Origin of the sequence: Streptomyces sp. NPDC006516, from assembly GCF_040611875.1 — a bacterium.
GTDB lineage: Bacteria > Actinomycetota > Actinomycetes > Streptomycetales > Streptomycetaceae > Streptomyces.
Genome location: NZ_JBEXPD010000001.1, coordinates 357,152 through 383,489 on the forward strand (window position 1 = coordinate 357,152; position 26,338 = coordinate 383,489).

23 protein-coding genes are annotated in these 26,338 nt (G+C 72.0%); 13 read left to right on the forward strand and 10 right to left on the reverse strand.

What is annotated here, in order from left to right:
- Positions 1-22 precede the first annotated feature (22 nt).
- Positions 23-1,078 (forward strand): zinc-dependent alcohol dehydrogenase family protein, encoded by a 1,056-nt coding sequence (locus tag ABZY45_RS01565; protein WP_356734967.1) that lies wholly within the window; start codon positions 23-25, stop codon positions 1,076-1,078.
- 68 nt (positions 1,079-1,146) lie between these two features.
- On the opposite strand, the gene ABZY45_RS01570 is transcribed toward ABZY45_RS01565, so the two are convergent.
- A complete protein-coding gene (locus ABZY45_RS01570) occupies positions 1,147-1,338 on the reverse strand; it encodes a MerR family transcriptional regulator (RefSeq protein WP_356734969.1) in 192 nt (63 codons plus the stop codon).
- Positions 1,339-1,511: 173 nt separating this feature from the next.
- Entirely contained in the window at positions 1,512-2,438 is a 927-nt protein-coding gene (locus tag ABZY45_RS01575) for a sugar phosphate isomerase/epimerase (protein ID WP_356734971.1), read from the reverse strand.
- Between the two features lie 269 nt (positions 2,439-2,707).
- On the opposite strand from ABZY45_RS01575, the gene iolC reads away from it, so the two are divergent.
- The 8 genes from iolC to ABZY45_RS01615 all read left to right on the forward strand — a co-directional run bounded on the left by iolC (position 2,708) and on the right by ABZY45_RS01615 (position 11,762).
- Positions 2,708-3,922 carry a 5-dehydro-2-deoxygluconokinase gene (gene iolC, locus ABZY45_RS01580; RefSeq protein WP_356734973.1) on the forward strand — a complete coding sequence of 405 codons (1,215 nt, stop codon included), beginning with the start codon at positions 2,708-2,710 and terminating at the stop codon, positions 3,920-3,922.
- Positions 3,919-4,809 (forward strand): deoxyribose-phosphate aldolase, encoded by an 891-nt coding sequence (locus ABZY45_RS01585; RefSeq protein WP_356734975.1) that lies wholly within the window; start codon positions 3,919-3,921, stop codon positions 4,807-4,809. Before iolC ends, ABZY45_RS01585 begins: the two co-directional genes overlap by 4 nt.
- Before the next feature lie 30 nt (positions 4,810-4,839).
- On the forward strand, positions 4,840-5,778 hold the full coding sequence (iolB, locus tag ABZY45_RS01590) for a 5-deoxy-glucuronate isomerase (RefSeq protein WP_356734977.1): 939 nt from the start codon (positions 4,840-4,842) through the stop codon (positions 5,776-5,778).
- On the forward strand, positions 5,775-7,670 hold the full coding sequence (iolD, locus tag ABZY45_RS01595; RefSeq protein WP_356734979.1) for a 3D-(3,5/4)-trihydroxycyclohexane-1,2-dione acylhydrolase (decyclizing): 1,896 nt from the start codon (positions 5,775-5,777) through the stop codon (positions 7,668-7,670). The genes iolB and iolD overlap by 4 nt, the downstream gene beginning before the upstream one ends.
- Positions 7,671-7,684: 14 nt before the next feature.
- A complete protein-coding gene (gene mmsA / locus ABZY45_RS01600) occupies positions 7,685-9,184 on the forward strand; it encodes a CoA-acylating methylmalonate-semialdehyde dehydrogenase (protein ID WP_356734981.1) in 1,500 nt (499 codons plus the stop codon).
- 73 nt (positions 9,185-9,257) lie between these two features.
- Positions 9,258-10,295, forward strand: coding sequence for an aminoglycoside phosphotransferase family protein (locus ABZY45_RS01605; RefSeq protein ID WP_356734983.1), 1,038 nt, complete (start codon positions 9,258-9,260; stop codon positions 10,293-10,295).
- Positions 10,296-10,395: 100 nt separating this feature from the next.
- Positions 10,396-11,004, forward strand: coding sequence for a DUF4291 domain-containing protein (locus ABZY45_RS01610; RefSeq protein WP_356734985.1), 609 nt, complete (start codon positions 10,396-10,398; stop codon positions 11,002-11,004).
- Positions 11,001-11,762 carry an SDR family oxidoreductase gene (locus tag ABZY45_RS01615; RefSeq protein WP_356734987.1) on the forward strand — a complete coding sequence of 254 codons (762 nt, stop codon included), beginning with the start codon at positions 11,001-11,003 and terminating at the stop codon, positions 11,760-11,762. Before ABZY45_RS01610 ends, ABZY45_RS01615 begins: the two co-directional genes overlap by 4 nt.
- Before the next feature lie 108 nt (positions 11,763-11,870).
- Here the strand turns inward: ABZY45_RS01615 and ABZY45_RS01620 are convergent, their stop codons facing one another.
- Entirely contained in the window at positions 11,871-12,290 is a 420-nt protein-coding gene (locus tag ABZY45_RS01620) for a GNAT family N-acetyltransferase (protein ID WP_356736540.1), read from the reverse strand.
- Positions 12,291-12,428: 138 nt separating this feature from the next.
- On the opposite strand from ABZY45_RS01620, the gene ABZY45_RS01625 reads away from it, so the two are divergent.
- The 3 genes from ABZY45_RS01625 to ABZY45_RS01635 all read left to right on the forward strand — a co-directional run bounded on the left by ABZY45_RS01625 (position 12,429) and on the right by ABZY45_RS01635 (position 17,813).
- Positions 12,429-15,206, forward strand: coding sequence for an alpha/beta fold hydrolase (locus tag ABZY45_RS01625; protein WP_356734989.1), 2,778 nt, complete (start codon positions 12,429-12,431; stop codon positions 15,204-15,206).
- Positions 15,203-16,099 (forward strand): ABC transporter permease, encoded by an 897-nt coding sequence (locus tag ABZY45_RS01630; RefSeq protein WP_356734991.1) that lies wholly within the window; start codon positions 15,203-15,205, stop codon positions 16,097-16,099. The genes ABZY45_RS01625 and ABZY45_RS01630 overlap by 4 nt, the downstream gene beginning before the upstream one ends.
- 127 nt (positions 16,100-16,226) lie before the next feature.
- On the forward strand, positions 16,227-17,813 hold the full coding sequence (locus tag ABZY45_RS01635) for a von Willebrand factor type A domain-containing protein (protein ID WP_356734993.1): 1,587 nt from the start codon (positions 16,227-16,229) through the stop codon (positions 17,811-17,813).
- A gap of 275 nt (positions 17,814-18,088) precedes the next feature.
- Here ABZY45_RS01635 and ABZY45_RS01640 read toward each other — a convergent pair whose 3' ends face one another.
- The 7 genes from ABZY45_RS01640 to ABZY45_RS01670 all read right to left on the reverse strand — a co-directional run bounded on the left by ABZY45_RS01640 (position 18,089) and on the right by ABZY45_RS01670 (position 25,399).
- Complete coding sequence (locus ABZY45_RS01640; protein WP_356734995.1) at positions 18,089-18,403, reverse strand: L-rhamnose mutarotase; 315 nt, start codon at positions 18,401-18,403, stop codon at positions 18,089-18,091.
- A gap of 17 nt (positions 18,404-18,420) precedes the next feature.
- Positions 18,421-19,506 carry a rhamnose ABC transporter substrate-binding protein gene (gene rhaS / locus ABZY45_RS01645; RefSeq protein WP_356734997.1) on the reverse strand — a complete coding sequence of 362 codons (1,086 nt, stop codon included), beginning with the start codon at positions 19,504-19,506 and terminating at the stop codon, positions 18,421-18,423.
- 35 nt (positions 19,507-19,541) lie between these two features.
- Entirely contained in the window at positions 19,542-20,582 is a 1,041-nt protein-coding gene (locus ABZY45_RS01650) for an ABC transporter permease (RefSeq protein WP_356734999.1), read from the reverse strand.
- Positions 20,566-21,618 carry an ABC transporter permease gene (locus tag ABZY45_RS01655; protein WP_356735001.1) on the reverse strand — a complete coding sequence of 351 codons (1,053 nt, stop codon included), beginning with the start codon at positions 21,616-21,618 and terminating at the stop codon, positions 20,566-20,568. Before ABZY45_RS01655 ends, ABZY45_RS01650 begins: the two co-directional genes overlap by 17 nt.
- Positions 21,615-23,138 carry a sugar ABC transporter ATP-binding protein gene (locus ABZY45_RS01660; RefSeq protein WP_356735003.1) on the reverse strand — a complete coding sequence of 508 codons (1,524 nt, stop codon included), beginning with the start codon at positions 23,136-23,138 and terminating at the stop codon, positions 21,615-21,617. The genes ABZY45_RS01655 and ABZY45_RS01660 overlap by 4 nt, the downstream gene beginning before the upstream one ends.
- Positions 23,139-23,407: 269 nt before the next feature.
- Positions 23,408-23,977, reverse strand: a complete 570-nt coding sequence (locus tag ABZY45_RS01665) for a GNAT family N-acetyltransferase (RefSeq protein WP_356735005.1) — start codon at positions 23,975-23,977, stop codon at positions 23,408-23,410.
- A 156-nt stretch (positions 23,978-24,133) separates the two neighbouring features.
- Complete coding sequence (locus ABZY45_RS01670) at positions 24,134-25,399, reverse strand: phosphoribosyltransferase family protein (RefSeq protein ID WP_356735007.1); 1,266 nt, start codon at positions 25,397-25,399, stop codon at positions 24,134-24,136.
- A 106-nt stretch (positions 25,400-25,505) separates the two neighbouring features.
- Here ABZY45_RS01670 and ABZY45_RS01675 point away from each other — a divergent pair, with 106 nt between their 5' ends.
- On the forward strand, positions 25,506-26,306 hold the full coding sequence (locus tag ABZY45_RS01675; RefSeq protein WP_356735009.1) for a TIGR01458 family HAD-type hydrolase: 801 nt from the start codon (positions 25,506-25,508) through the stop codon (positions 26,304-26,306).
- Positions 26,307-26,338: the final 32 nt, after the last annotated feature.

The following is a 26,338-nucleotide window of genomic DNA, read 5'->3' on the forward strand; positions in this document are numbered from 1 at the left end:
GGGACACGGGAGGCGGGGACCCATGCGGGCAGTGGTGTTCGAGGAGTTCGGGCAGGAGGCCCGCGTACGGGACGTGCCGGACCCGACAGCCCCGGCCGGGGGAGTGGTGGTGCGGGTCGCAGCCACAGGGCTCTGCCGCAGCGACTGGCACGGCTGGGCGGGGCATGACCCGGACATCGTGCTGCCGCACGTACCGGGGCACGAACTCGCCGGGGTGGTCCAGGAGGTGGGCGCCGGGGTGCACAACTGGCGTCCCGGCGACCGGGTCACCGTGCCCTTCGTCTGCGCCTGCGGCCGGTGCGCCGCCTGCGCGGCGGGGGCCCAGCAGGTCTGTGAGCGGCAGACCCAGCCGGGGTTCACCCACTGGGGGTCCTTCGCCGAGTACGTCGCGCTGGAACAGGCCGACGTGAATCTGGTCGCGGTACCCGAAGGGCTCTCGTTCGCCACCGCCGCGGGGCTCGGGTGCCGGTTCGCCACCGCGTTCCGGGCGGTGGTCGGTCAGGGCCGGGTGGCGCCCGGGGAGTGGGTCGCCGTGCACGGCTGCGGCGGAGTCGGCCTGTCGGCCGTGATGATCGCCGTGGCGTGCGGGGCCAGGGTCGTCGCGGTCGACGTCTCGCCGCACGCGCTCGAGCTGGCGCGGGCGTTCGGGGCGTCGGAGTGCGTGGACGCCTCCGCGCACCCGGCCGGCGCGGACGAGGCCGTGCGCGAACTGACCGGTGGCGGTGCGCATCTGTCCCTCGACGCCCTTGGCTCCCCGCTCACCTGCGCCGCGTCCGTGCGGAGTCTGCGCAGGCAGGGCCGTCATGTCCAGGTCGGCCTGCTGCCCCCGGCGGCCGGGGACCCGGTCCTGCCCATGGCGCGGGTGATCGGGCTGGAGCTGGAGATCCTGGGAAGTCACGGCATGGCCGCCCACGATTACCCGCCGATGATGGACATGGTCCTGGCCGGGACCCTGCGTCCCGACCTCCTGGTGACCTCCACCATTCCGCTGGACGCCGCCCCGGCGGCGCTCGCCGCGATGGGCACAGCCCCCGGAGCGGGTGTGACCATCATCGAACCCGGCAAGGAGGCCGCCTGAGCACTGCCGGGCCCGGCTTCCACGAACCCTCAGCGTTTCCGGTTGCTGGGCCGGGACGCGACGGTGCCTCAGCGTTTCCGGTTGCTGGGCCGGGACGCGATCCACGCGAGCACGGTGTCCACGTACCAGTAGGGCTTCCCGTGCTGGACCTCGTCAGGAGGAGGCAGCAGCCCGTGCTTGCGGTACGAACGGATGGTGTCCGGCTGGACCTGGATGTGCGCGGCGATGTCCTTGTACGACCAGAGCGTTCTGTCCGCCATGAATGCCACCTCTCTGTACCTGCTGTACGTGCACGCAGCTCTCGCCCGGCGAACGAGCAGTCCCGGAGCCGAGGCAGGGGGCGTCGCGAGCTCGTGACACAAGACCTGCTGAACGCGGACATACGTGACGCGGAAGAGAGGAGGCGGAAGGGACGGCCGGGAGGCCGGCTCATTCAGGCCGACGGTCGTGCGGGCCCGCAGATGCGGAGGAACTCACGGGTGCGCCGGGCGATCGGGAGCGGCTTGTCGGGCGGGCAGGGGTACATGTCCTGTTCGACGATGGCGAACAGATCCCTCCCGAGGGCGCGCGCGGCGTCCAGCACGGGTTCCAGGGCGGGCACTCCGCCCGGGGGCTCGCACATCACCCCGCGCGCGACGGCGGGGCCGAACGGCACCTCGTTCCGTACGACATCGGCGAGGATCACCGGATCGACCTGCTTGAGGTGCAGGTAGCCGATCCTCTCTCCGTAGGTCCGGATGAGCTTCACGCTGTCCCCGCCGCAGTAGGCGTAATGGCCGGTGTCGAGGCACAGGGAGACCAGGCCGGGATCGGTGGCGTCGAGGAAACGGTTGACGTTCTCCTCGCTGTCGACATGCGTGTCGGCGTGCGGGTGCACCACGATCCGCAGTCCGTACCGGTCTCCCACCTCGCGGGCCAGCCGTTCCGTCTGGGTGGTGAGGTCACGCCACTGGGCGGCGGTGAGGCTGCGGTCCTCCAGCACCTCGCCCGTCTTGTCGTCCCGCCAGAAAGACGGGATGACGACCAGATGTTCGGCGCCCATCGCCCGGGTGAGTGCCGCGATGCCCGCGACATGCTCCCAGGTCCGGTCCCAGACCTGCGGGCCGTGGTGCAATCCGGTGAAGACGGTGCCCGCGGCCACCCCGAGACCGCGGCGGGCCGTCTCGTCCGTGAGCCGGGCGGGATCGGTCGGCAGATAGCCGTACGGTCCGAGTTCGATCCAGTCGTAGCCCGCCTCCGAGACCTCGTCGAGGAATCGCTCCCACGGCACCTGCTGTGGGTCGTCGGGGAACCACACCCCCCAGGAATCGGGTGCCGAGCCGATACGGATACGGGCCGGAGAAGGTACGGAGGAGGTCATATCGCCCACCCTCCAAGTCGCGGAGGGGCGTGTCAAGGGCTCGTCCGAATGTCCGGACATAGTGTTGACACGGTTCCTGACGAGGGCTAGACCTGGGAGCGACCGCCCGGCCGGGGCCGGCTCCCGGGGCCCGGACCTGCCCGTACGGAGCGCCGGGCCGAACTGGCGGACCGAACAGGACGAGCCGCCGGAACGAGCCGCGGAACGACCCGCCGGAACGCGCCGCCGGCTCGGGGCCCGGGGGGCGAAGACGGGTCGAAGGGATGCGTATGCCTGAGCCGTACGACGTGATCACCATGGGGCGGATCGGTGTGGACCTCTACCCGCTCCAGACCGGTGTGCCGCTTTCCAGGGTCGAGACCTTCGGGAAGTTCCTCGGTGGCTCGCCCTCCAACGTCGCGGTGGCCGCAGCCCGGCTGGGCCGGCGCACCGCTGTGATCACCCGGACGGGTCAGGACCCCTTCGGCGACTATCTCCACCAGGCGCTCGGGGAGTTCGGGGTGGACGACCGGTGGGTGAGCGCCGTGGCGGACCTCCCCACCCCGGTCACCTTCTGCGAGATCTTCCCGCCGGACGACTTCCCGCTCTACTTCTACCGTCGGCCCCAGGCGCCCGATCTGGAGATCCACGCCGAGGAGGTCGACCTGGACGCCGTGCGGGACGCCCGGGTCTTCTGGATGACCGGCACCGGCCTGTGCGCAGAACCCAGTTTCTCCGCCACCCTCACCGCGCTCCGGGCACGCGGCGCCGCTGTGGCGGAGGCACCGCAAGCACCGGACGCGTCCGGCGGTTCCAGGCACATCACCGTCTTCGACCTCGACTGGCGCCCCATGTTCTGGGACGGCGGGGACCACAGCGCGGTCGCCCCCGCCCGATACCGCGAGGCACTGGCCCATGCCACGGTCGCCGTCGGAAATCGCGACGAGTGCGAGATCGCCACCGGCGAACGCGAACCGCACAAGGCAGCCCGCGCCCTGCTCGCCGCCGGGGTCGAACTCGCGGTCGTCAAGCAGGGACCGGCGGGCGTCCTGGCCGCCCACCGCGACGGCACCACCGCCGAGATCCCGCCGCTGCCCGTCGACGTCGTCAACGGGCTGGGCGCGGGAGACGCGTTCGGCGGTGCCCTCTGTCACGGCCTCCTCGCCGGCTGGGACACGGAACGCGTCATGCGCTACGCCAACGCGGCGGGGGCGATCGTCGCCTCCCGCCTCGCCTGCTCTTCCGCCATGCCGTTCCCGCACGAGGTCGAAAAGGCCCTCGCCGAGGGCAGGGTCGAACAGGCCCTCGCCGAGGGCAAGCTGAAGCGCGGCCCCGGCGCGGCCCCGGACCCCGCAAGCCCCCCCGAACCCACGGGTGCCGGCGGACCCACGAGGAACGCGGACCCCGCAAGCACCCCCGAACCCACTCGCACCCCCGGACCCACGAGCGCCATGGATCCCACAAGCGCCAGCGGGCCCACGAGTACCCCGGGGGCCGCCCCATGACCCCATCGGCCGCCGCCGGGCTCGCCGATCTCGTCCGGCTACGCGCCCAGCACCCCGAAGCCGTGGCCGAGGCGGCGGCCGCGCGCGGCAGACGCCCCCTCATCGGCCCCTCCGGGCGACTGATGATCATCGCGGCGGACCATCCGGCCCGCGGTGCCCTCGCCGTCGGCGACGACGACCTGGCCATGGCCGACCGCTTCGACCTGCTGGAACGTCTCTGCCTCGCCCTGTCCCGGCCCGGTGTCGACGGGGTGCTGGCCGGTGCCGACGTCCTGGAGGACCTGCTTCTCCTCGGGGCGCTCGACCGCAAGGTCGTCATCGGTTCCATGAACCGCGGCGGGCTCGCCGGAGCCGCCTTCGAGCTCGACGACCGCTTCACCGGCCACCGCCCCGCCGACCTCTCCCGCCACGGCTTCGACGCCGGGAAGCTCCTGCTGAGGATCGACCACGACGACCCCGGCTCCCTGGACACCCTGCACAGCGCCGCCCGGGCGGTGGACGAGATGGCCGCCCACCGACTGCCCGTCTTCATCGAGCCGTTCCTCTGCCACCGCACCCGCGAGGGACTCCGCACCGACCTGAGTGCCGCCGCCGTCACCACCTCCATCGCCATCGCCTCGGGACTGGGCGGCACATCCGCGTACACCTGGCTCAAGGTCCCCGTCACCGACGACCCCGACGACATGGCCCGGGTGATGCGCACCTCCACCCTCCCCGCCGTCCTGCTCGGCGGGGAGGTCGCGGGTGATCCGGACGAGGCGTACGAGCGATGGCGCGGCGCCCTGCGGTTGCCGACCGTCCAGGGCCTGGTCGTCGGGCGTTCGCTGCTCTACCCCGCCGACGGGGATGTGGCGGGCGCGGTCGACACGGCCGTAGGACTCCTGTGAACCGGCGGGACCACGGGTAGGGATGGAGCCATGACGATCCCCGACGAGCAGCCGACCCACCACCCGGGGGCGGGTAGCCACCCGCAGCCGGGCCACCTCCCGCAGCCGGGCCACCACCTGCGGGCGGGCCACGCGGCGCGTGCGCCCTACGCCCTGGACATCGACCCGGAGCGGGCCGGATGGGAGCGTTCGAGCCTGCGGGTGCTGGAGCTCGAGCCCGGTGGTGTTCATACGCTCGTCACCGGGGAGAGCGAATGGATCGTTCTGCCGTTGTCCGGCGGCTGTACGGTGCGGGCAGCAGATGAGATCTTTGAACTGCTGGGCAGGAAGAACGTGTTCAGCGCTGTGACCGACTTCGCCTACGTCCCACGTGACGCCCGCGTCCAGATCGCCTCCGGCGCAGGAGGCCGCTTCGCCCTGGCAGGAGCGAAGTGCGAGCGACGACTCCCCGCTCGCTACGGCCCCGCGCCGGAGGTACCGGTCGAGCTCCGCGGCGCGGGCACCTGCTCGCGTCAGGTCAACAACTTCGCCGCCGCCGACACGTTCGACTGCGACCGGCTCATCGCCGTCGAGGTCCTCACCCCCGGGGGCAACTGGTCCTCGTACCCTCCGCACAAGCACGACGAGCACCACCCCGGCACCGAGTCCGTGCTGGAGGAGATCTACTACTTCGAGGTCGAGGGTGACGGCCTCGGCTATCACCGGGTCTCCCCCTCCCGCCCCGGTGGCACGGACGTCCTCGCCGAGGTCGCCTCCGGCGACGCCGTCCTCATCCCGGACGGCTGGCACGGACCTTCCATCGCCCCGCCCGGCCGCACCCTGTACTACCTCAACGTGATGGCGGGCCCGGGTGAACAGCGTGAGTGGCTGATCCGCGACCACCCCGGCCACCGGTGGATCCGCGACACCTGGCCCACCCAGCCCGTCGATCCCCGGCTCCCGCTGTACACCCCGGAGGCCCGCCGATGACAGCCCCCCGCCCCACCACCCGCAGGCTCACCACCGCGCAGGCCCTGATCGCCTTCCTCGCCCGCCAGTACACCGAGCGCGACGGCAGACGGCACAGGCTCGTCGAGGCCACCTGGGGCATCTTCGGACACGGCAACGTCGCGGGCATCGGCCAGGCGCTCGTCGAGGCGGGCCCCGTGATGCCCTACCTCCAGGGACGCAGCGAACAGGCCATGGTGCATGCCGCCGTCGGATACGCACGCCAGTCCGGGCGGCTCTCCGCGCACGCCGTCACCACGTCCATCGGACCCGGAGCCACCAACCTCGTCACCGGGGCCGCGCTCGCCACCGTCAACCACCTCCCGGTGCTGCTCCTGCCCGGCGACACCTTCGCGACCCGCCCCGCCGACCCCGTGCTCCAGCAGCTCGAAGTGCCGCACACGGGCGACGTGTCGGTCAACGACTGCCTGCGCCCCGTCTCCCGGTACTTCGACCGGATCACCCGCCCCGAGGCCCTGATCCCGGCCGCGCTCCAGGCCATGCGGACCCTCTCCGACCCGGCGGACACGGGCGCCGTGACCCTCGCCCTGCCGCAGGACGTGCAGGCCGAGGCGTACGACTGGCCGGCGGAGTTCTTCGCGACGCGCGTCTGGCACGTACGCAGGGCGGGGCCCGACGCCCACGAGCTCGAACGGGCCGTCCGCGCCGTGCGCACCGCCCGCCGTCCCCTGATCGTCGCGGGCGGCGGCGTCCACCACAGCGCCGCGGAGGAGACCCTCGCCGCGTTCGCCGCATCCACCCGTATCCCCGTCGCGTCCACCCAGGCCGGCAAGGGCTCCCTGCGCCACGACCACCCCGCGGACGTCGGCGGCATCGGCCACACCGGAACGGCCACCGCCGACGCGCTGGCGCGTGAGGCCGACCTGGTGATCGGGATCGGCACCCGCTACACCGACTTCACGACCGCCTCCGGCACCCTCTTCGCCGACCCGGCCGTCCGCTTCCTCAACCTCAACATCACCGGCTTCGACGCACACAAGCTCGCGGCGCTGCCGCTCGTCGCGGACGCCCGCACGGCTCTCGAAGCGCTCGGTGAAGCCCTCGCCGCCCGGGGACACCGCGTCGACGCCGCCTACGAGAGCGAGTACACCGACGCCAAGGCCCAGTGGGAGCGGCGCGTCGACGCCGCGTTCGCCACCGGCGACCCGGACGCCCGTCCCACCCAGGCCCAGGTACTCGGACTGCTCGACGAACTGGTCACCGAGGACGACATCCTGATCAACGCGGCGGGCTCCCTCCCCGGCGACCTCCACAAGCTGTGGCGGGCCCGGTCCCCGCACCAGTACCACGTCGAATACGGCTACTCCTGCATGGGATACGAGATCCCCGCAGCCCTCGGAGTCCAGCTGGCGGCGGCGGACCGGCCCGTGTGGGCGCTCGTCGGCGACGGCACGTACCTCATGAACCCCACCGAGATCGTCACCGCCGTGCAGGAGAACCTGCCCGTCAAGCTCGTCATCCTCCAGAACCACGGTTACGCGTCGATCGGCGGCCTGTCCGAGTCCGTCGGCTCCGAGCGGTTCGGCACCGCCTACCGTCAGCGCGGCGCGGACGGGGCGTTCACCGGCGCCCCCCTCCCCGTCGACCTCGCGGCCAACGCGGCCTCGCTCGGCATGCGGGTCCTGCGCGCCGGTTCGGTGGCGGAGCTGCGCCAGGCACTCACCGAGGCGCGCGCCGCCGACCGTCCCACTTGTGTCTACGTCGAGACCGAAACGGCAGACACAGTGTCGGGGCCTCCGCCGGCGCAGGCGTGGTGGGATGTTCCCGTGGCCGAGACCGCGACCCGCCCGTCGGCGGTCGAGGCCAGGAAAGAGTACGACCGGCAGATCGCAGCCCGGCGCCGCCACCTGTGAAGGAGACCCCCGTCATGAAGACCGTCAACCACTGGATCGGTGGCAAGACCGTCGAAGGCACGTCGGGCAACCACGGGCCGGTCACCGATCCGGCGACCGGCGCCGTCACCACCCGGGTCGCGCTCGCCTCCGTCGAGGAGGTCGACGCCGCCGTCGCCGCCGCGAAGACCGCGTACGAGACCTGGGGCACCTCCTCGCTCTCCGCCCGCACCGCCGTCCTCTTCCGTTACCGGGCCCTGCTCGACGCCCACCGTGACGAGATCGCCGCGCTGATCACCGCCGAGCACGGCAAGGTGCACTCCGACGCGCTGGGCGAGGTCGCCCGGGGCCTGGAGATCGTGGAGCTGGCCTGCGGCATCACCACACAGCTCAAGGGCGAGCTGTCGACCCAGGTCTCCAGCCGTGTCGACGTCTCCTCGATCCGCCAGCCGCTCGGCGTCGTCGCGGGCATCACGCCCTTCAACTTCCCGGCCATGGTGCCGATGTGGATGTTCCCGCTGGCGGTCGCGTGCGGGAACACCTTCGTCCTGAAGCCCAGCGAGAAGGACCCGTCGGCCGCCAACCTGCTCGCGGAGCTCGCCGCCGAGGCCGGGCTGCCCGACGGCGTGCTGAACGTCCTGCACGGTGACAAGGTCGCCGTGGACGGGCTCCTCGCCCATCCCGACGTCGCCGCCGTCTCCTTCGTCGGCTCCACTCCCATCGCCCGGTACATCCACGCCACCGCCTCCGCGAACGGCAAGCGTGTCCAGGCACTCGGCGGCGCGAAGAACCACATGCTGGTCCTCCCCGACGCCGACCTGGACGCCGCGGCCGACGCCGCCGTCTCCGCCGCGTACGGCTCCGCCGGTGAGCGATGCATGGCCATCTCCGCTGTCGTCGCCGTGCGTTCCGTCGCGGACGAGCTGGTCGCGAAGATCCGCGAGCGCGCCGAGAAGATCAAGATCGGGCCTGGCACCGACCCCACCTCCGAGATGGGCCCGCTGATCACCGCAGCCCACCGCGACAAGGTCGCCTCCTACGTGACCGGGGCAGCCGCGCAGGGCGCCGACGTCGTCCTCGACGGCACCGGCCACACGGTCGAGGGCTTCGAGGACGGCCACTGGATCGGACTGTCCCTCCTGGACAACGTCTCCACGGACTCCGACGCCTACCGCGACGAGATCTTCGGCCCCGTCCTGTGCGTCCTGCGCGTCGACACGTACGAGGACGGCGTCGCCCTCATGAACGCCTCGCCCTTCGGTAACGGCACCGCGATCTTCACGCGTGACGGCGGCGCGGCGCGGCGCTTCCAGCTGGAGATCGAGGCCGGAATGGTCGGCGTCAACGTCCCGATCCCTGTGCCGGTCGGCTACCACTCCTTCGGTGGCTGGAAGGACTCCCTCTTCGGCGACCACCACATCTACGGCAACGACGGCGTGCACTTCTACACCCGGGGCAAGGTCGTCACCACCCGCTGGCCCGACCCGGCCGACGCCCCGGCGGGCGTGGACCTCGGCTTCCCCCGCAACCACTGACCCACCCCCGGCGCCCCCCCCGCGCCCTCGAAAAGGGCCGGGGCGCCGGGGTCCGGAATGGAACACTGGCCGCATGGAGACGGCGTCGCACCTTCCGTTCGGCGAGGCACTCAGGGCCCGGCTGGGTCCGCCCGCACGCCCGTCCCCGCTGGAGAGCAGCCCTCGCTCACGGGTCTGGCGCATCGAGCTGGCCGGGCGCCCCGCCGTGCTGAAACAACTGGTGGAAGCCCCCGAGGCAGACGAGCGGTACGCGCGCGAGGTGGCCTCCCTGCGCATCGCCGCCCGTGCCGCATCCCCGGTCGCGCCCGAACTCCTCGGCACCGACCCCGCCGAGCGGGTGCTCGTCCTCGAACACCTCGACCACCGGCGGCCCGCCGCCGACTGGATCGTCGCCTACGCGGCGGCCCTCGCGCGGCTGCACAGCACCGCGGGCCCCGGGGACGCCGGGGCCCTGCCCCGGTGGCAGGGCCCGACCACGGCCGACGTCGGCTCGTTCCTCACCCTGGCCGGCACCCTCGGGGTCCCCGAAGAGCCAGCGGTACGGGACGAACTCCTCGCACTCGTGGAGCGCCTCGGCCGGGCGGAAGGGACCGCCCTGCTCCACGGAGACCCCTGCCCGGGCAACGACCTGCACACCCCGGACGGCGTCAGGTTCATCGACTTCGAGCAGGCCTCCCTGGGCAGCGGCCTCATGGAACTCGCCTACCTCCGCGTCGGCTTCCCGACCTGCTGGTGCGTCACCCGATCCTCCGGACTCCTGCTGGAGCGCGCCGAGGCCGCCTACCGCACGGCCTGGCACGCCGAGACCGGCACCGCGCTCCCCGACACAGGTCTCGCCGACGCCTGCGCGGGCTGGCTGATCCGGGGCGACGCCTTGGTCCAGCGCGCCCACCGCGACGGCACCGACCACCTCGCCCGCCTCCCGGACGAGGACTGGACCTGGGGCACGGCGACCGCCCGCCAACGTCTCGTCCACCGGCTCGCCGTGGTGGCCGACGCGACCGCCGGCCAGGAAGGGCTGCGGAGCCTGAGCACCCTGGCGGCGCGGCTGCGACGCGCCCTCCTCGACCGGTGGCCGACGCTGCGACCGGTGCCGGAGCCGCGCCCTTGACGCCGGTCACCCGTCCGGAACATTGCCGGTGCCGCGCCACGAACCAGGTGCGAGGAAAACCAGGTGCCATGGGGTGCGGGGGCCCCGCATCCTGGGGCGTATGAACGACCAGAGCGGTCCGCCCCGTTATGAGATCCGCGCGCAGCACACCGACTCCACCGTCACCGTGTACCAGGCCTACCGGCCCTCGCTCGGACTGCCCGCCGCCCGTGACGGGCGCTTCCCGCCCGCCTGGAAGCGCGACCGCATGACCTGGATCAAGCCGAGCTTCCTGTGGATGATGTACCGCTGCGGCTGGGCCGAGAAAGAGGGCCAGGAGACCGTGCTCGCCGTCGAGATCACCCGCGAGGGCTTCGCCTGGGCCCTGGAGAACGCCGAACTCTCGCACTACGTACGGGGAGTGCACCCCGATCGGGCCGCCTGGCAGCGCAGCCTGCGCCGCAGCCCCACCCGGGTGCAGTGGGACCCCGAACGCGACCTCCACCTGAATCCCCTCCCGTACCGGTCCCTCCAGCTCGGGCTGAGCGGGGAGGCCGCGCGGCGCTACGCGGACGAGTGGCTCGTCTCCGTCACCGACGTCACGCCGCTCGCCCACGAGATCCACGGCCTCCTGCGGGCGGGCGAGCCGGGCCGGGCGGCCGGGCTGCTCCCCGAGGAGACCCCGCTCACCGGCCTCGCCGCGCCCCTGCCCGTCGAGGCGGGCCGATGAGCGCCGGGAGCCGCCCGCTGGCCCTCGTCACGGGCGCGGGCCGGTCGGCGGGGATCGCCGCCTCCGTGGTGCTGGACCTTGCCCGGTCCGGCTGGGACGTGGCCTTCTCCTACTGGACCCCGTACGACGCGCGCATGGCGTGGGGGGCGGAGCCCGGCGCGCCGGCGGAGCTCCGGAGAGAGGCGGCGTCCCTCGGGGCGAGGGTGTTCGCCGTCGAGGCCGACCTGAGCGACCCGGACGTGCCGGCTCAGCTCTTCGAGAGTGTCGAACGCGAGCTGGGCAACGTCACCGCGCTGGTGCTCTGCCACTGCGAGTCGGTCGGCTCCGGGCTGCTGGACACCACAGTGGAGAGCTTCGACCGGCACTTCGCCGTCAACGCGCGGGCGACCTGGCTCCTGATCCGGGAGCACGGACTGCGGTTCCGCGGCCCGCACGGGAGTGGACGGATCGTCAGTCTGACCAGCGACCACACCGCCGGCAACCTGCCCTACGGGGCGAGCAAGGGGGCGATGGACCGGATCACCCTGGCCGCCGCCCGCGAGCTGGCGCAGCTCGGTGTCACCTGCAACGCCGTCAACCCCGGCCCGACCGACACCGGGTGGATGACCGAGGAGCAGAAGACGGACATGGCAGGCTGGACGCCCCTCAGCAGGCTCGGTGTGCCCCAGGACTGCGCGAACCTGGTCACGTTCCTGTGCTCGGCGAAGGGCGGATGGATCAACGGCCAGCTGCTCCACAGCAACGGCGGGCTGGGATAGCGGGCACAGCAACGGCGGCCCGGGACAGCCGGCACAGCAATGACAGCCCGGACAGCCGAGCGGCGCGCGACGGCGGGGGACCACCCGAGGGCGGGGGCCCACCCGCGCTCATCGAACGGTGCCGAACTCCCAGGTCAGCGTCGTGAACACCCCGTCGTCCGCAGCACCCGCCGAGCGGTAGGTGGCGAGCGCGGCCTCGTTGTCGCGCTCCACCCCCACCCACATGTCGTAACAGCCGCGATCCCGCGCCCGCGCCGCCAGGGCCTCGGTGAGCGCACGCCCGACGCCCCGGCGGCGGTACCGCTCGTCGACGGAGAGTTCGTACAGGCACATCTCCGTGCCCTTGTCCGGGTGCAGCATCTCGACGCCCGAGACGAAGCCCACGGGAGCGTCCCCCCTGTACGCGATCAGCATCAGATGCCCGTCCGCCGCAAGGAAACGGGCCGCCCACTCGGGGCGGGGCGCGGTGTCGTAGAGGTGCGGGGCGGCGAGTAGCTCCGCCGCGGTCGTGGCCGGACGGATCCGGATGTCCATGAATGGGGCCTTTCGTGCGGGCGGCGTACCGCATGCGGAGTACGGCGGGTGGCCGCCGTACCTCCCAGGGATACCGTGCACTTCCCCCCGGGGGCACCCAGGGCGGCCGACCACTCCGCTTAGGGTCGAGTCATGGAGAAACCGACTTCCCGGTGGCGGCACCGGCTGCCCCGTACCCCAGGCCGGTGGGCCGCGGTCGTCGCCGCCCTCGCCGTACTCGCGGGGGCGGGCACGTGGAGCGCCGTCGCCGACGACACTGTGCCGTCCGTCGAACGGCACGACCGGATGATGAAGATGAACGGGGTGTCGGTCGACACCTCGTACTTCACGTCCGGAGGTTCGCAGCGCCGGCCCGCCGTGCTCATCGGGCACGGTTTCGGCGGCAGCAAGGACGATGTGCGTGCCCAGGCCGAGAAGCTCGCCGCTGACGGTTACGCCGTCATGACCTGGTCCGCCCGCGGCTTCGGGAAGACCACCGGGGAGATCACGCTCAACGCCCCGGACGGCGAGGTCAAGGACGTGTCCGGGCTCATCGACTGGCTGGCGGACCGCCCCGAGGTCGAGCTCGACGCGAAGGGCGACCCGCGCGTCGGTGTCACCGGGGCCTCGTACGGTGGCGCCGTGTCGCTGCTGGCCGCCGGCCACGACGAGCGGGTCGACGCCGTCGCACCGGTGATCAGCTACTGGAACCTCGCCGACGCGCTCTTCCCCGACGGGGTGTTCAAGAAGCTCTGGGCAGGGATCTTCGTCACCTCCGGCGGCGGCTGCGAGAAGTTCCAGAAGCAGCTGTGCGAGATGTACGAGCGGGTCGCCGTCAGCGGCAAGCCGGACGCCGCCGCGCGCGCTCTCCTGGCGGAACGTTCCCCCGCTGCCGTGGCCGACAAGATCGACGTGCCCGCGCTCATCCTCCAGGGCCAGAGCGACTCGCTCTTCCCGCTCGGTCAGGCCGACGCCATGGCCAAGGCCGTCAAGGCCAACGGCGCGCCGGTCTCCGTCGACTGGATCTCCGGCGGGCACGACGGCGGGGACGACGAGGGCGACCGCGTCGCGGCCCGCGTCGGTGCCTGGTTCGACCGGTATCTGAAGGAGGACGAGGGCGTCGACACCGGGCCCGGATTCCGCGTCACCCGGACCGGCGGCGTCGACTCCACCGACGGCCAGGCCCTGAAGCGCGGAGCGAGCAGCGCCACGTACCCCGGCCTCACCAGCGGGGGCAGGAAGATCACCCTGACCGGCGGGGGGCAGCAGCCCGCCAAGGGCGGGGGACAGGGCTCCGCCAAGGAGGGGGAGGGCCCCGGCGGGCAGGGCGCCGCCCCGGGCGGCACGACCCAGACCTTCCGTAACCCCGCCGGAGCGAACCCGCCCTCCATCTCCGCCCTCCCCGGCGTCGGCGGCGGCCTCTCCCAGCTGTCCTCGCTCGGTGTCGGGTTCTCGCTCGACTTCCCCGGGCAGTACGCACGCTTCGAGTCCGCCCCGCTGGACAGCGCGGTCCACGTCACCGGATCCCCCACGGTCCGCGTGAACGTGAAGGCGGACCAGGGCGACGCGGTGCTGTTCGGCAAGGTCTACGACGTCTCGCCGGACGGCGCGCAGCAGGTGCTGCCCAACCAGCTCGTCGCCCCGTACCGGATCACCGCCGACGAGCAGGGGAAGCCGGTCGAGCTGACCCTGCCCGCCGTCGACCACGAGGTCGAGGCAGGGCACCGGCTCCGCCTCGTCCTCTCCGCGACGGACCTCGGCTACGCCTCGCCCGCCGAGCCCGCGACCTACACCGTCTCCCTCGCCGGACCGCTCACCGTGCCCACCGCACCCGGGGTGAGGACCGCCGCGGCGGCCCTGCCCTGGTGGACCTGGGGGCTCCCGGCAGCCGCCGTGGTCATCGCGGCGGCCCTCCTGCTCACCGCACGGCGGCGCACCGTGACTCCGGCGCCGGACCCGGCACTGGCCGGCGTACCGCTCCAGATCACGGGCCTGTCCAAGAAGTACGCCAAGTCCGCCGACCTTCCCCGAGCTCTCAACTCCGTTCGAGCAGGGGAGACCCCATTCGCGGTGCGCGACCTCGGCTTCCGCGTCGAGAAGGGGCAGGTGCTCGGCCTCCTCGGGCCCAACGGTGCGGGCAAGACCACCACCCTGCGCATGCTGATGGGCCTGATCACCCCCGACGCGGGCGAGATCCGCGTCTTCGGGCACGCGATCCGCCCCGGGGCGCCCGTGCTGTCCCGGGTCGGTTCCTTCGTCGAGGGCGCCGGCTTCCTGCCGCACCTCTCCGGCCGCTCCAACCTGGAGCTGTACTGGCAGGCCACCGGACGGCCCGCCGAGGACGCCCGCATCGACGAGGCCCTGGAGATCGCCGGACTCGGCGACGCCCTGGCCCGAGCCGTGCGCACCTACTCGCAGGGCATGCGGCAGCGCCTCGCCATCGCCCAGGCCATGCTGGGCATGCCGGACCTGCTCATCCTCGACGAACCGACCAACGGCCTGGACCCGCCCCAGATCCGCGAGATGCGGGACGTGATGATCCGTTACGCCGCCGGGGGCCGGACCGTGATCGTCTCCAGTCACCTCCTCTCCGAGGTGGAACAGTCCTGCACCCATCTCGTGGTCATGGACCGGGGCCGACTCGTCCAGGCCGGACCGGTCGCCGAGATCACGGGCTCCGGCGACATGCTGCTCGTCACGACCGCGGGCGAGGTCGCCGAACCGCTCGTGGACAAGGTGGCCGCCCTCCCGGGCATCGGCTCCGCCGTCCGCGTGGACGACGGCCACGGGCTGCTCGTCCGTCTCGACGGTGCCACCGCGGCGCAGCTGGTCGCCGAGCTGGTGCGTCTCGACGTGCCGGTGACGGGTGTCGGGCCGCACCGCCGCCTGGAGGACGCGTTCCTCACCCTCATCTCCCAAGGAACCGCATGAGCTCCACAACAGAGGTCCAGGCCCTGGCCGAAGCCCCCGGCTACCACGCCCGCCGCACGCTCCCGCTGCGTGTGGAGGCGATGAGACAGCTGCGCAGGCGACGCACCCTGCTCATGGGCGGGGTGCTGGCCGCCCTGCCGTTCATCCTGATCATCGCCTTCGCGATCGGCGGCACCCCGGGCGGCGGTGACGGAGGTGACGGGGGCGGCGGAGGCGGCTCGCGGATCAACCTCATGGACGTCGCGACGGAGTCCGCGGCGAACTTCGCGGCCACCTGCCTGTTCGTCTCCGCCGGTTTCCTGCTCGTGGTGCCGGTGGCCCTCTTCTGCGGCGACACCGTCGCCTCCGAGGCGAGCTGGTCCTCCCTGCGCTACCTGCTGGCGGCTCCGGTACCCCGGGCCAGGCTGCTGTGGAGCAAGCTCGTCGTGGCACTCGGCTTCAGCCTGGCCGCGATGGTGCTGCTGCCGGTCGTCGCGCTGGCCGCGGGAGCCGCCGCGTACGGCTGGGGGCCGCTGGAGCTGCCCACCGGAGGTGCCCTCGCCGCCTCGGACACCGTGCCGCGCCTCGCGCTCGTGGTCGCCTTCATCTTCCTGTCGCAGCTCGTCACCGCGGGCCTGGCGTTCTGGCTGTCGACGAAGACGGACGCCCCGCTCGGCGCGGTGGGCGGCGCGGTGGGGCTGACCATCGTCGGCAACGTCCTGGACGCCGTGACCGCACTCGGCACCTGGCGTGAGTTCCTGCCCGCGCACTGGCAGTTCGCCTGGGCGGACGCACTCCAGCCGGATCTCGAATGGGGCGGGATGCTCAAGGGCGCTGCCGTGTCGGTGACCTACGCGCTGATTCTCTTCGCCCTCGCCTTCCGGGGGTTCAGCCGTAAGGACATCGTGTCCTGAGGGCGACGCTCCCCCCGGCCCACCCGTCGCTGTTGCCGCTTCGAGACGGTTCCGCAACGCTACCGACGACTCCGCCCGGCCGTCCCGGACGTCACATTGACAGATGTCCACGACATGGGGGGTACGTATGGAACACAGGGCGAGGACGTATCGAGGGGCCGTGGCACTGCTCCTGGCGGGTGGGATCCTGCTCACCGGCTGCGGTGCGTCGGACACGGACGAGCGCGCCACCTCCGACCGTGCCGCGGGCACCGGTGGCCCCGCCGGGGGCAGGCAGCCCGCCCCGGCGCAGCAGGAGGACGGGGCGAGCGTGGTGGAGGACGGCGACGCCCGGGAGAGCGAGGTGCCCGAGCCCGACTACCTGTCGACCTTCGCGCTCGACGTCGACACCGCGAGCTACGGATACGCGCGCCGCACGCTCGGTGACGGGCAGCTGCCCGCGCCGGACACCGTCCGCCCGGAGGAGTTCGTCAACAGCTTCCGCCAGGGCTACAAGTCACCCGAGGGCAACGGCTTCTCGGTCTCCGTCGACGGCGCCGAGTCCGGCGCCGGGGCGGCGGACTGGTCGCTCGTACGCGTCGGGCTGGCCACCAGGCCCGCATCGGACGCCGGTGAACGCCCGCCCGCCGCACTGACCTTCGTCGTCGACATCTCCGGATCGATGTCCGAGCCGGGCCGTCTCGACCTGGCGAAGACGTCGCTGGGCATCCTCGCCGACGAACTGCGCGACGACGACTCGGTCTCGCTGGTCACCTTCAGCGGGGAGGCCGAGACCCGGCTGCCGATGACCCGCCTGCGGGGCAACCGCACCAAGGTCCGGGACGCCATCGAGGAGCTGGAGCCGGCCGACTCGACGAACGTGGCGGCGGGCGTCCAGCAGGGGTACGACGAGGCGGTCGAAGGCCACCGCAAGGGCGCGACCAACCGGGTCGTCCTGCTCTCCGACGCGCTCGCCAACACCGGCGAGACCGAGGCCGACGCGATCCTCGAGCGGATCGGCGAGGCCCGCAAGGAGTACGGCATCACGCTGTTCGGCGTCGGCGTGGGCAGCGACTACGGCGACGACCTGATGGAACAGCTCACCAACAAGGGCGACGGCAACACCACGTACATCGCCGACGAGACCCAGGCCAGGAAGGTCTTCGTCGACCAGTTGCCCGCCCACGTCGAGCTGCGTGCCCGCGACGCCAAGGCCCAGGTGGCGTTCGACCGCGAGACCGTGGCGCAGTTCGAGCTCATCGGATACGAGAACCGCAAGGTCGCCGACGACGACTTCCGCGACGACAGCGTCGACGGAGGAGAGGTCGGCCCCGGCCACACGGTGACAGCGCTCTACGCCGTACGGCTCCGCGAGGGGGCGTCCGGCCATGTGGCGACGGCGACGGTGCGCTGGCTGGACCCGAAGACGCGGAAGGCGCACGAGGAGACCGGGTCGGTGGAGACCGGCGCGATCGACGGCAAGCTCTGGGGCGGCGACAGCGCACGGCTCCAGGTGGCGGCGGTGGCCGCGTACTTCGCGGACACGCTGCGGGGCGGCGACCTGGCCGGGACCCCTTCGCTCGGCGAACTCGCCGACCGCGCAAGCGCGTTGGCATCCTCCACCGAGGACAGCTCGGTCGCCAAGCTCGCCACGGCGATCGAGCAGGCGGACCGCATCAAGAACGGCGGCGGCGACGAACCCCCGGGCGGTGAGGGCGAGGGCGAGGTCGGCTGAGCCGGCCCGGGGCCCGGCGGGGGACCACCTCCGCCGGGCCCCGTGCTGTCGGTGGCGGCGCTGGCCCACGGTCCCCGTCGTCCACGGGCACGCTCGGCGACGAGGGCGCGCAGGCGCTGCTGGACGGGCAGCCGCTGGCCGCGAGGCCGGCGGGCCTCGGACACAGGCGTGCCGACGAGGTGGAGTACCCGGACGTACACGGCGCTCTCGCCGCGTCCTGACGGGCGCCGCCCCGGCTTTCGGTGACAGCCGGGGCCGACTGCCCGGGCCGCTCGTCAGGCCAGGTGGAACACCTCGGTCAGCGGGACCATGGCCTCGTCCGCCGCCTCCTCCTGCTCGAAGAATTCGGCCATCTCCCGCTGCCACCGGGCGTTGACCTCCGTCGCGGCCATCGCCTCGCGGGCCGCGTCGAAGTCCTCCGTCTCCAGATAGCCGACCAGCAGACCGTCCTCGCGCAGGAAGAGCGAGTAGTTGTGCCAGCCCGCCTCCGACAGCGCGGCGAGCATGTCGGGCCACACCGCCGCATGACGCTCGCGGTATTCGTCCTTGCGGTCCTCGCGGACCTTCAGCAGAAAGCAGACGCGCTGCATGAAGCCGTTCCCCCCGCTCAGAAGTTGAAGGTGTCGATGTTCTCGGAGCCGAACACGGTGGGCTCGCCGAGGATGACCTCGCCGTCCTTGCCTACGGTGTACTCGCCGAGCTTGCCCGCCTCGAACTTCTCGCCCTCGGCGCCCGTGATCTGTCCCGACGCCAGCGCGGCAGCCGCGTACGAGCCGAGGTAGCCGAGCTCCTCCGGGTTCCAGAGCGAGAACTGCTCGACGGTGCCGTCCTTGACGTACTTGCGCATCTGGTTCGGCGTGCCGAGCCCGTTGAGCACGACCTTGCCCTTGTACGAGGAGTCGCTCAGGTAGCGTGCGGCGGCCGCGATGCCCACCGTGGTGGGGGAGATGATGCCCTTGAGGTCCGGGTAGGCCTGCAGGAGCCCCTGGGTCTGCTGGAAGGACTTCTGGTCCGCGTCGTCGCCGTACGCGACCTTGACCAGCTCCATGTCCTTGTACGCGGGGAGCTTCAGCTCCTCCTTCATGTACTCGATCCAGGTGTTCTGGTTGGTCGCGTTCTGGGTGGCCGACAGGATCGCGATCTTGCCCTTGTGGCCGATCTGCTTCCCGAGGTGCTGGACCAGGCTGCGGCCGATCTCCTCGGAGCTGGCCTGGTTGATGAAGAGCTGGCGGCAGTCCTTCGCCGTGTCGGAGTCGTAGGCGACGACCTTGATGTCCTTCTTCATGGCCTGCTTGAGCGGACCGCAGACCGCGTTCGGGTCGTTGGCCGCGATGAGGATCGCGTCCTGGCGCTGCTGGATCAAGGTGTTGATGTAGGAGACCTGCGAGGAGGCGTTCGCGTCGGACGGACCCACCTCCTTGCCGGTGCCGCCGAACTCCTTCGCCGCCGCGATGCCCGCCTCGTCGACGATCTTCTCGTACGGGTTGTTGATCTGCTTGGGCAGGAATCCGAGCTTCAGTCCCTTCTTCAGCGGGGCGTCCGGGTCGGCCTTCGCGTTGCTCGCCGCCTTTGCCCCACCGGTGTCCTTGCTGTCCTTCGTGGTGCCGGAACAGGCGGTCAGGGCGAGTGCGAGCGAGACGGCGGTGGCGGCGGTCGCGACGGCGCGGCGCCCAGCGGCATTGCGGAGCATCATGGCGGCGTGTGCCTTTCGAGGAGGGAGGAAGGGATTCACTGCTGGGTCACGGGGGCGTTCGCGGCCCGTCTGTGCCGTCGCTCGACGACGGTGGCGATGACGCGTGGGGTCAGGACGGACGCCACGAGCAGCAGCCCGGTCACGATGACCTGCACCTCGTTGGCGATGTCGTTGAGGGTGAGCAGGTTCTTCAGGACGCCGATCAGCAGCACACCGGCCACCGCCCCGAAGAGCGTGCCCTTGCCGCCGTCGAAGTCGATGCCGCCCAGCAGGACGGACGCGATGACGAGCATCTCGAAGCCGAGTCCGTTGTCCGCGCGGGCACTTCCGTAGCGCAGGGTGAAGACGACACCCGCGAAGGCGGAGAACAGCCCGGTCAGGACGAAGAGCAGCAGCTTGATCCGCTTGACCCTGATCCCGGCGAAGTACGCCGCCTCCTCCTGGGCGCCGATCGCGAAGAGCGAGCGGCCCAGGCCGGTGGCGTGCAGCACCACCGCCGTGACGACGGCCAGGACGAGGAAGAGCAGCACCGGATAGGTGAGGAAGGTGCCGGGGACGGTCGTGGTGTCGACGGCCCAGTCCGCGTACACCTGCGGGAAGTCCGTCACCGCGTCGCTGCCGAGCGCCACCGAGGCCAGACCACGGTAGAGCGCCAGGGTGCCGATGGTGACGGCGAGGGACGGCAGGCCCACCCTGGTGACCAGCCATCCGTTGAGGAGTCCGCCGGCGACGCCCACCAGGAGCACCACCGGCACGATCATCTCGAAGGCCCAGCCCGCCTCCCACAGCGCACCGGTCAGCGCACTGCCCAGGCCCAGCATGGAGGCCACCGAGAGGTCCACCTGGCCGGCGACGACCAGGAGGGTCATCGGCAGCGCGATGAGCGCGACCTCGGCGATGTCGTTGAAGGCGAAGGCGAGGTTCTCGCTCGAACCGAAGCCCTCCGTGCTCCCCAGACCGACAGCCAGCACGGCCACCAGCAGGACGCCGACCGCGGTGTCCCAGCGCAGCGCCAGGCCCCGCACGAGAGAACCCCGGGACGTGGAAGCCGTCTGCTTGTCAGGCGCCGTGGTCATGGCGGGCGCTCCTCTTCCTCAGTGCGGCGGTCATCCGCAGGTTCACGATCCGGTCGACGCTGATGGCCAGCAGGAGGAGCGCACCGGTGATGGCGCCCTGCCAGAAGGAATCCACCTTCAGGACCACCAGGACGCTGCCGATGGTGGTGAGCAGCAGTGCGCCGAGCGCGGCGCCCCAGACGGTGCCGGTGCCACCGGTGATGGCGACACCGCCGACGACCACGGCGCTGACGACGGTCAGCTCCCAGCCGTGCGCGTTGTCCGCGACGACGGTGCCGAACCGGGCCAGCCACAGGGCCCCGGCGAAGCCGGCGACAGCCCCCGAGAAGGCGTACGCGGCGAGCACACGGCGGCGGATCGGGATGCCCGCGAGACGCGCGGCCTCGGGGCTGGACCCGATGGCGTACAGCTCACGGCCCGAGCGGTAACCGCGCAGGAAGTACGCCGTCGCCGCGAGCAGGACGACCGCGATCAGCGGCAGGTAGGGGACGCCCAGCACGCTCCCGCTGCCGAGGCCCAGGACGGCCTCCGGCACGTCGGAGGCGCTGATCTGTTCGCCCTGCGCCCACCAGTAGTCGACGCCCTGGATGATGTAGAGCATCCCCAGGGTCACGACGAGCGCCGGGACCTTGCCGAAGCTGACGAGTGCGCCCGAGACGAGGCCGCAGACCACGCCGATGGCGATGCCGAGCAGCATCACGGTCAGCACGCCGTGGTCGCTCCCGGCGACGAACTTGCCGCAGGCGAAGGCGGACAGGCCGACGACGGAGCCGACGGACAGGTCGATGTTGCGGGTGATCACCACGGCGGACTGCCCGACGGCGAGCAGTACCAGGATCGACGCGTTGAGCAGCAGGTCCTTGACGCCCTGGTCCGAGAGGAAGCGCGGGTTGGCCAGAGAGGTACCCACGATCAGCAGGGCCAGCGCCGCGGCGATCGAGATCTCGCGGGCCCGGAAGACGGCGTCCACGAGCGAGGAGGCACTCCGTTCCGGAGCCTTCGCGGTGTCCGGGGGGCTCTCCATGGTGGTGGTCATGCCGCTGCCCTCTCGTTGCGTCCGGTGGCCGCCGCCATGACCGATTCCTCGGTGGCCCTGTCGCGCGGGATCTCGGCGACGAGCCGGCCCTCGTGCATCACGAGCACCCGGTCGGCCATGCCGATGACCTCCGGCAGATCGGAGGAGATCATCAGGACGGCGAGGCCGTCCGCCGCGAGCGAGGACAGCAGCCGGTGGACCTCCGCCTTGGTGCCGACATCGATCCCCCGTGTCGGCTCGTCGACGATCAGGACGGCGGGTCCGGTCGCCAGCCATTTGGCCAGCACGACCTTCTGCTGGTTGCCCCCGGACAGCACGCCCACGGCGTCGCCCAGCCGGTTGTACTTGAGCTGGAGCCGCACCGCCCAGTCCGCGGCCCGGTCGTACTCCAGGGCGCGGCTGACCAGCCCGCGCCTACGGACCTCGCCCAGGCCGGTCAGGCCGATGTTGCGCTCGATCGACATATCCATGACCAGCCCGCGCTGACGCCGGTCCTCGGGCACGAGCGCGAGCCCGGCGTCCATCGCGGCGGTCGGCGAATTGGGGCGAAGCACCGCGCCCGCCACCTTCACCTCGCCCGCGTCGGCACGGTCCACGCCGAACACGGCCTGGGCGACCTCCGTGCGGCCGGCGCCGACGAGTCCGGCGAGCGCGACGATCTCACCGCGCCGGACGTCGAACGACACGTCACGGAAGACACCCTCACGGGTCAGCCGGTGCACGGACAGCGCGACTTCACCGACCTCGGCGTCCTGCTTGGGGTAGAGGTCGCCGAGGTCACGGCCGACCATCCTGCGCACCAGGTCGTCCTCGGTGAGCCCGGCCAGCGGCTCGGAGGAGATCCACCGGCCGTCGCGCAGGGTGGTGACGCGCTGGCACAGCTCGAAGATCTCGTCGAGGCGGTGGGAGATGAACAGGACGGCAGCGCCCTCGGAGCGGAGCGTCCGTACGACGGAGAAGAGCCGGGCCGTCTCACTGCCCGTCAGGGCGGCCGTCGGCTCGTCCATGATCAGGACCCGGGCGTCGAAGGAGAGCGCCTTGGCGATCTCGACGATCTGCTGGTCGGCGATCGACAGCCCACGGGCCGGCCGGTCCGGGGCCAGATCGACCCCGAGTCTGCGCATCAGCCCGGCGGTGGTCCCGTGCACCGCCCTGCGGTCGATGCGGCCGAGGGAGCGCCGGGGCTGACGGCCCATGAAGATGTTCTCGGCGATGGACAGATCGGGGAAGAGCGTCGGCTCCTGGTAGATGACCGCGATCCCCGCGTTGCGTGCGTCGGCCGGGCCGTGGAACACGACGGGCTCGCCGTCGAGGAGCACCTCGCCACCGTCCGGTCGGTGCACTCCGGCCAGGGCCTTGATCAGGGTCGACTTCCCCGCTCCGTTCTCACCCGCGAGGGCGTGGGCCTCACCGGGGAACAGCTGCAAGGACACGTCCTGAAGGGCCCGTACGGCACCGAAGGACTTGCTCACGCCCTTGAGGGCCAGGACCGGGGCAGGGTCCGGGGCGGACTGGTTCATGAGAACTCCTCAACGGTGGGGCCGGGTCGCTCCACCCGCCGTGAAAGGTTTCAATGAGGTTGCTCGGAAGCTAAACGGGGATTGCGAGCGCAGTCAATGGGTTGATTCCGGGAAGTTCAGCGGGGAGGGCGATGTGGCACCTGAATAAGGGGATTGGGTGGGTGCCCCTTGACAGCCTTCGGGTGGCCCGCTATCGTCCTCCGCTCTTGAATCGATTCATATAACGGGCGTGCATCGCTCGACTCACAAGTCCGCAGCGGGTGTTTCGATCAGGGCCGGCGGGCGAGGCCGGCCGCCGCCGGATGGCGGGGGCCGAGGAGGACCACGAGCCCCGCCCTGCCGGGTACCGCCACGGGCACCTGGTGCCATCCCGCGCGCCGGTAGAAGCGCAGCGTCGCCTCCGCCCGCAGGGAGGTCAGCAGCCAGCAACGCCCGTCGGGCGCCCCCTCGCCGACCGCCGCCAGCAGGGCCGCGCCCAGCCCGGTGCCGCGTGCGGTGGGGGCGACGGCGAGCTCGTCGACCTCCAGGGCGCCGCACAGCCACGCCGTGACCCGCTCGGAGCCGAGCGCCTGTGCGATGTGCCCGTAACTGCGGTCGGTGGGGAAGGTGCCGGGCGTGGTCCAGGCGGTGGCGAATCCGCGGACCACCGTGTCCGAGGCGAGCGCCAACGCTGCGGTGAAGCCGGGACGTTCGGCGTCCGCGGCAAGGCGGTCCACGTACGCCGAAGCAGCTGCGGGGTCCTCGTTCCACGGCGGTGCCGAGAACACGTCGGCGTACACCCGCCGAATCCCGTCGGCGTGCACCCGAAGGCTCGCGCCGTCCACCAGCCTCACCCGCACGAGTGCTCACCCCTGTCGCCGGACCGCTCCGGACAGGGTAGGCCGCGTCCGTGGGCCGGGAAACAGCCTCACGGCCTCCGCCCGGAGTTCACGGCCTCCGCCCGGAGTTCACGGCCTCCGCCCGCAGCTCGCGGCCTCCGGGGGGCGCGGCGGTTGTCACGGAAGGAGATGAGCGGTGAACCAGTCCCGGGCCAGTTCCGCCACCCGGTCCAGCGCGCCGGGTTCCTCGAACAGGTGCGTGGCACCCGGAATGATCTCCAGCCGGTTCTCGCAGCGCAGCGCTGCCTGGGCCTGGCGGTTGAGATCGATGACCGTGGTGTCGTCGCCACCCACGATCAGCAGGGTGGGCGCCCGTACCCCGGAGAGGTCGGCTCCGGCCAGATCGGGACGACCGCCGCGGGACACCACGGCGCCCACCCCGGGGTCCGGAGCGGCAGCGGCCCGCAACGCCGCCGCCGCCCCCGTACTCGCCCCGAAGGTGCCGACGGTGAGGGACACCCGGTCCCTCACCCAGCGGGTGGTGTCCGTGAGCCGCCCGGCCAGCAGGTCGATGTCGAAGACATTGGCGCGGTAGACCTCCTCACCGGGGGTGAGCAGGTCGAAGAGCAGGGTGCCCAGACCGGCCCGGTTCAGCGCCGTGGCCACGGAGCGGTTGCGCGGACTGTGGCGGCTGCTGCCCGAGCCGTGGGCGAACACCACCAGCGCACCCGCGTCCCCGGGGAGAGTGAGGTCCCCGGCGAGAGGGACCCCTCCGGCGTCCACCTCGACGTCCTCGGTGCCCACGTGGCCGGCGGGGGCTCGCGCCAGCAGGGCGACGACCTCCTCGTCGGAGGTCTGGGAGAAGTCGCGGTACCACTCACCCACGGCGGAGAAGAGGTTCGGAGTCGAGAGGCACACGACCTCGTCCACGTCCTCGCGGAGCCGGACGACCGCATCGGGCGAAGCGACCGGCACCGCCAGGACGACATGGGCGGCGCCCTGCGCCCGCACCACCTGGCAGGCCGCTCTGGCGGTGGCGCCGGTGGCGACCCCGTCGTCCACCACGACCACCGCGCGGTCCTTCAGCGAGAGCCGCGGCCGGCCCTCCCTGTACGCCCCCGCCCTCCGTACGAGCTCCGTCTCCTCGGCGCGCTCGACGGAGAGGAGGTCCTTCTCCCGGACCCCGGCGTGGCGCACGATCTCGTCGCTGATGACCCGCACCCCACCCTCACCTATGGCGCCGAAACCCAGCTCCGGGTGGTGCGGCACGCCCAGTTTGCGGACCACGATCACATCGAGCGGAGCGTCGAGAGCCTGCGCCACCTCGTACGCCACCGGGACCCCGCCACGTGGCAGCCCCAGGACGAGGGGATCGCGCACCTTCAGATGCCGCAGTGCCGAGGCCAGTCGCCGCCCGGCGTCCGTGCGGTCGGTGAACAGCACGGTGGTTCACCTCCAACAGAGGGGAGGAGCGGAAGCACACGCGCGCACCCCACCTTCGAAACAACCCCATTTGCACTGATCGGGCAACTCGGGGACGGTCGGTGGCATGGAACGAATCGGCGCGGTACTGATCGACATCGACGGCGTACTCACGGTGTCGTGGGAGCCGCTGCCCGGCGCCGTACGGGCCATGGAGCGGCTGCGCGCGGACGGTGTACCCCTGGCGCTCGTCACCAACACCACCTCACGCACGCGCGCACGGATCGCGGAGCGGCTGGCCGGATCGGGCTTCCCCGTGGGCGCCGACGACATCCTCACCGCGCCCGCCGTCACGGCGGCCCATCTGCGGGAGCACCACCCGGACGCCCGCTGTCTGCTGATCAACTCCGGTGACGTACGGGCCGACCTGTCCGGGGTGACCCTCGTGGAGCAGGAGGACGCGGACGGCGCGGTGCCCGATGTGGTCGTGCTCGGCGGCGCGGGCGACGCGTTCACCTACGCGGCTCTCGACCGCGCCTTCCGTCTCGTCCAGCAGGGCGCCGCTCTCGTGGCCATGCACCGCAACCTGTACTGGCGCACCGCCGACGGGCTCGCCCTCGACACGGGGGCGTTCCTCCTCGGCCTGGAGCGGGCGGCGCGCACCGAGGCCGTCATCACGGGCAAGCCGTCCGGTGCCTTCTTCGCCGCCGCCCTGGCCCACCTCGGCGCCTCCCCCGAGGAGGCGCTGATGGTGGGCGACGACATCGAGTCGGACGTGCTGGGCGCCCAGCGCCACGGCATCACCGGCGCGTTGGTGAGGACGGGCAAGTACCGCGCAGAGACCCTGGAGGCGGCCGAAGGCGCCCCCGACCACGTACTGGACTCCTTCGCGGACGTGCCCGCGCTGCTGGAACGGCTCGGACGCTGACTGACCGCTACCGCTGCCCGCTGCCCGCTGCC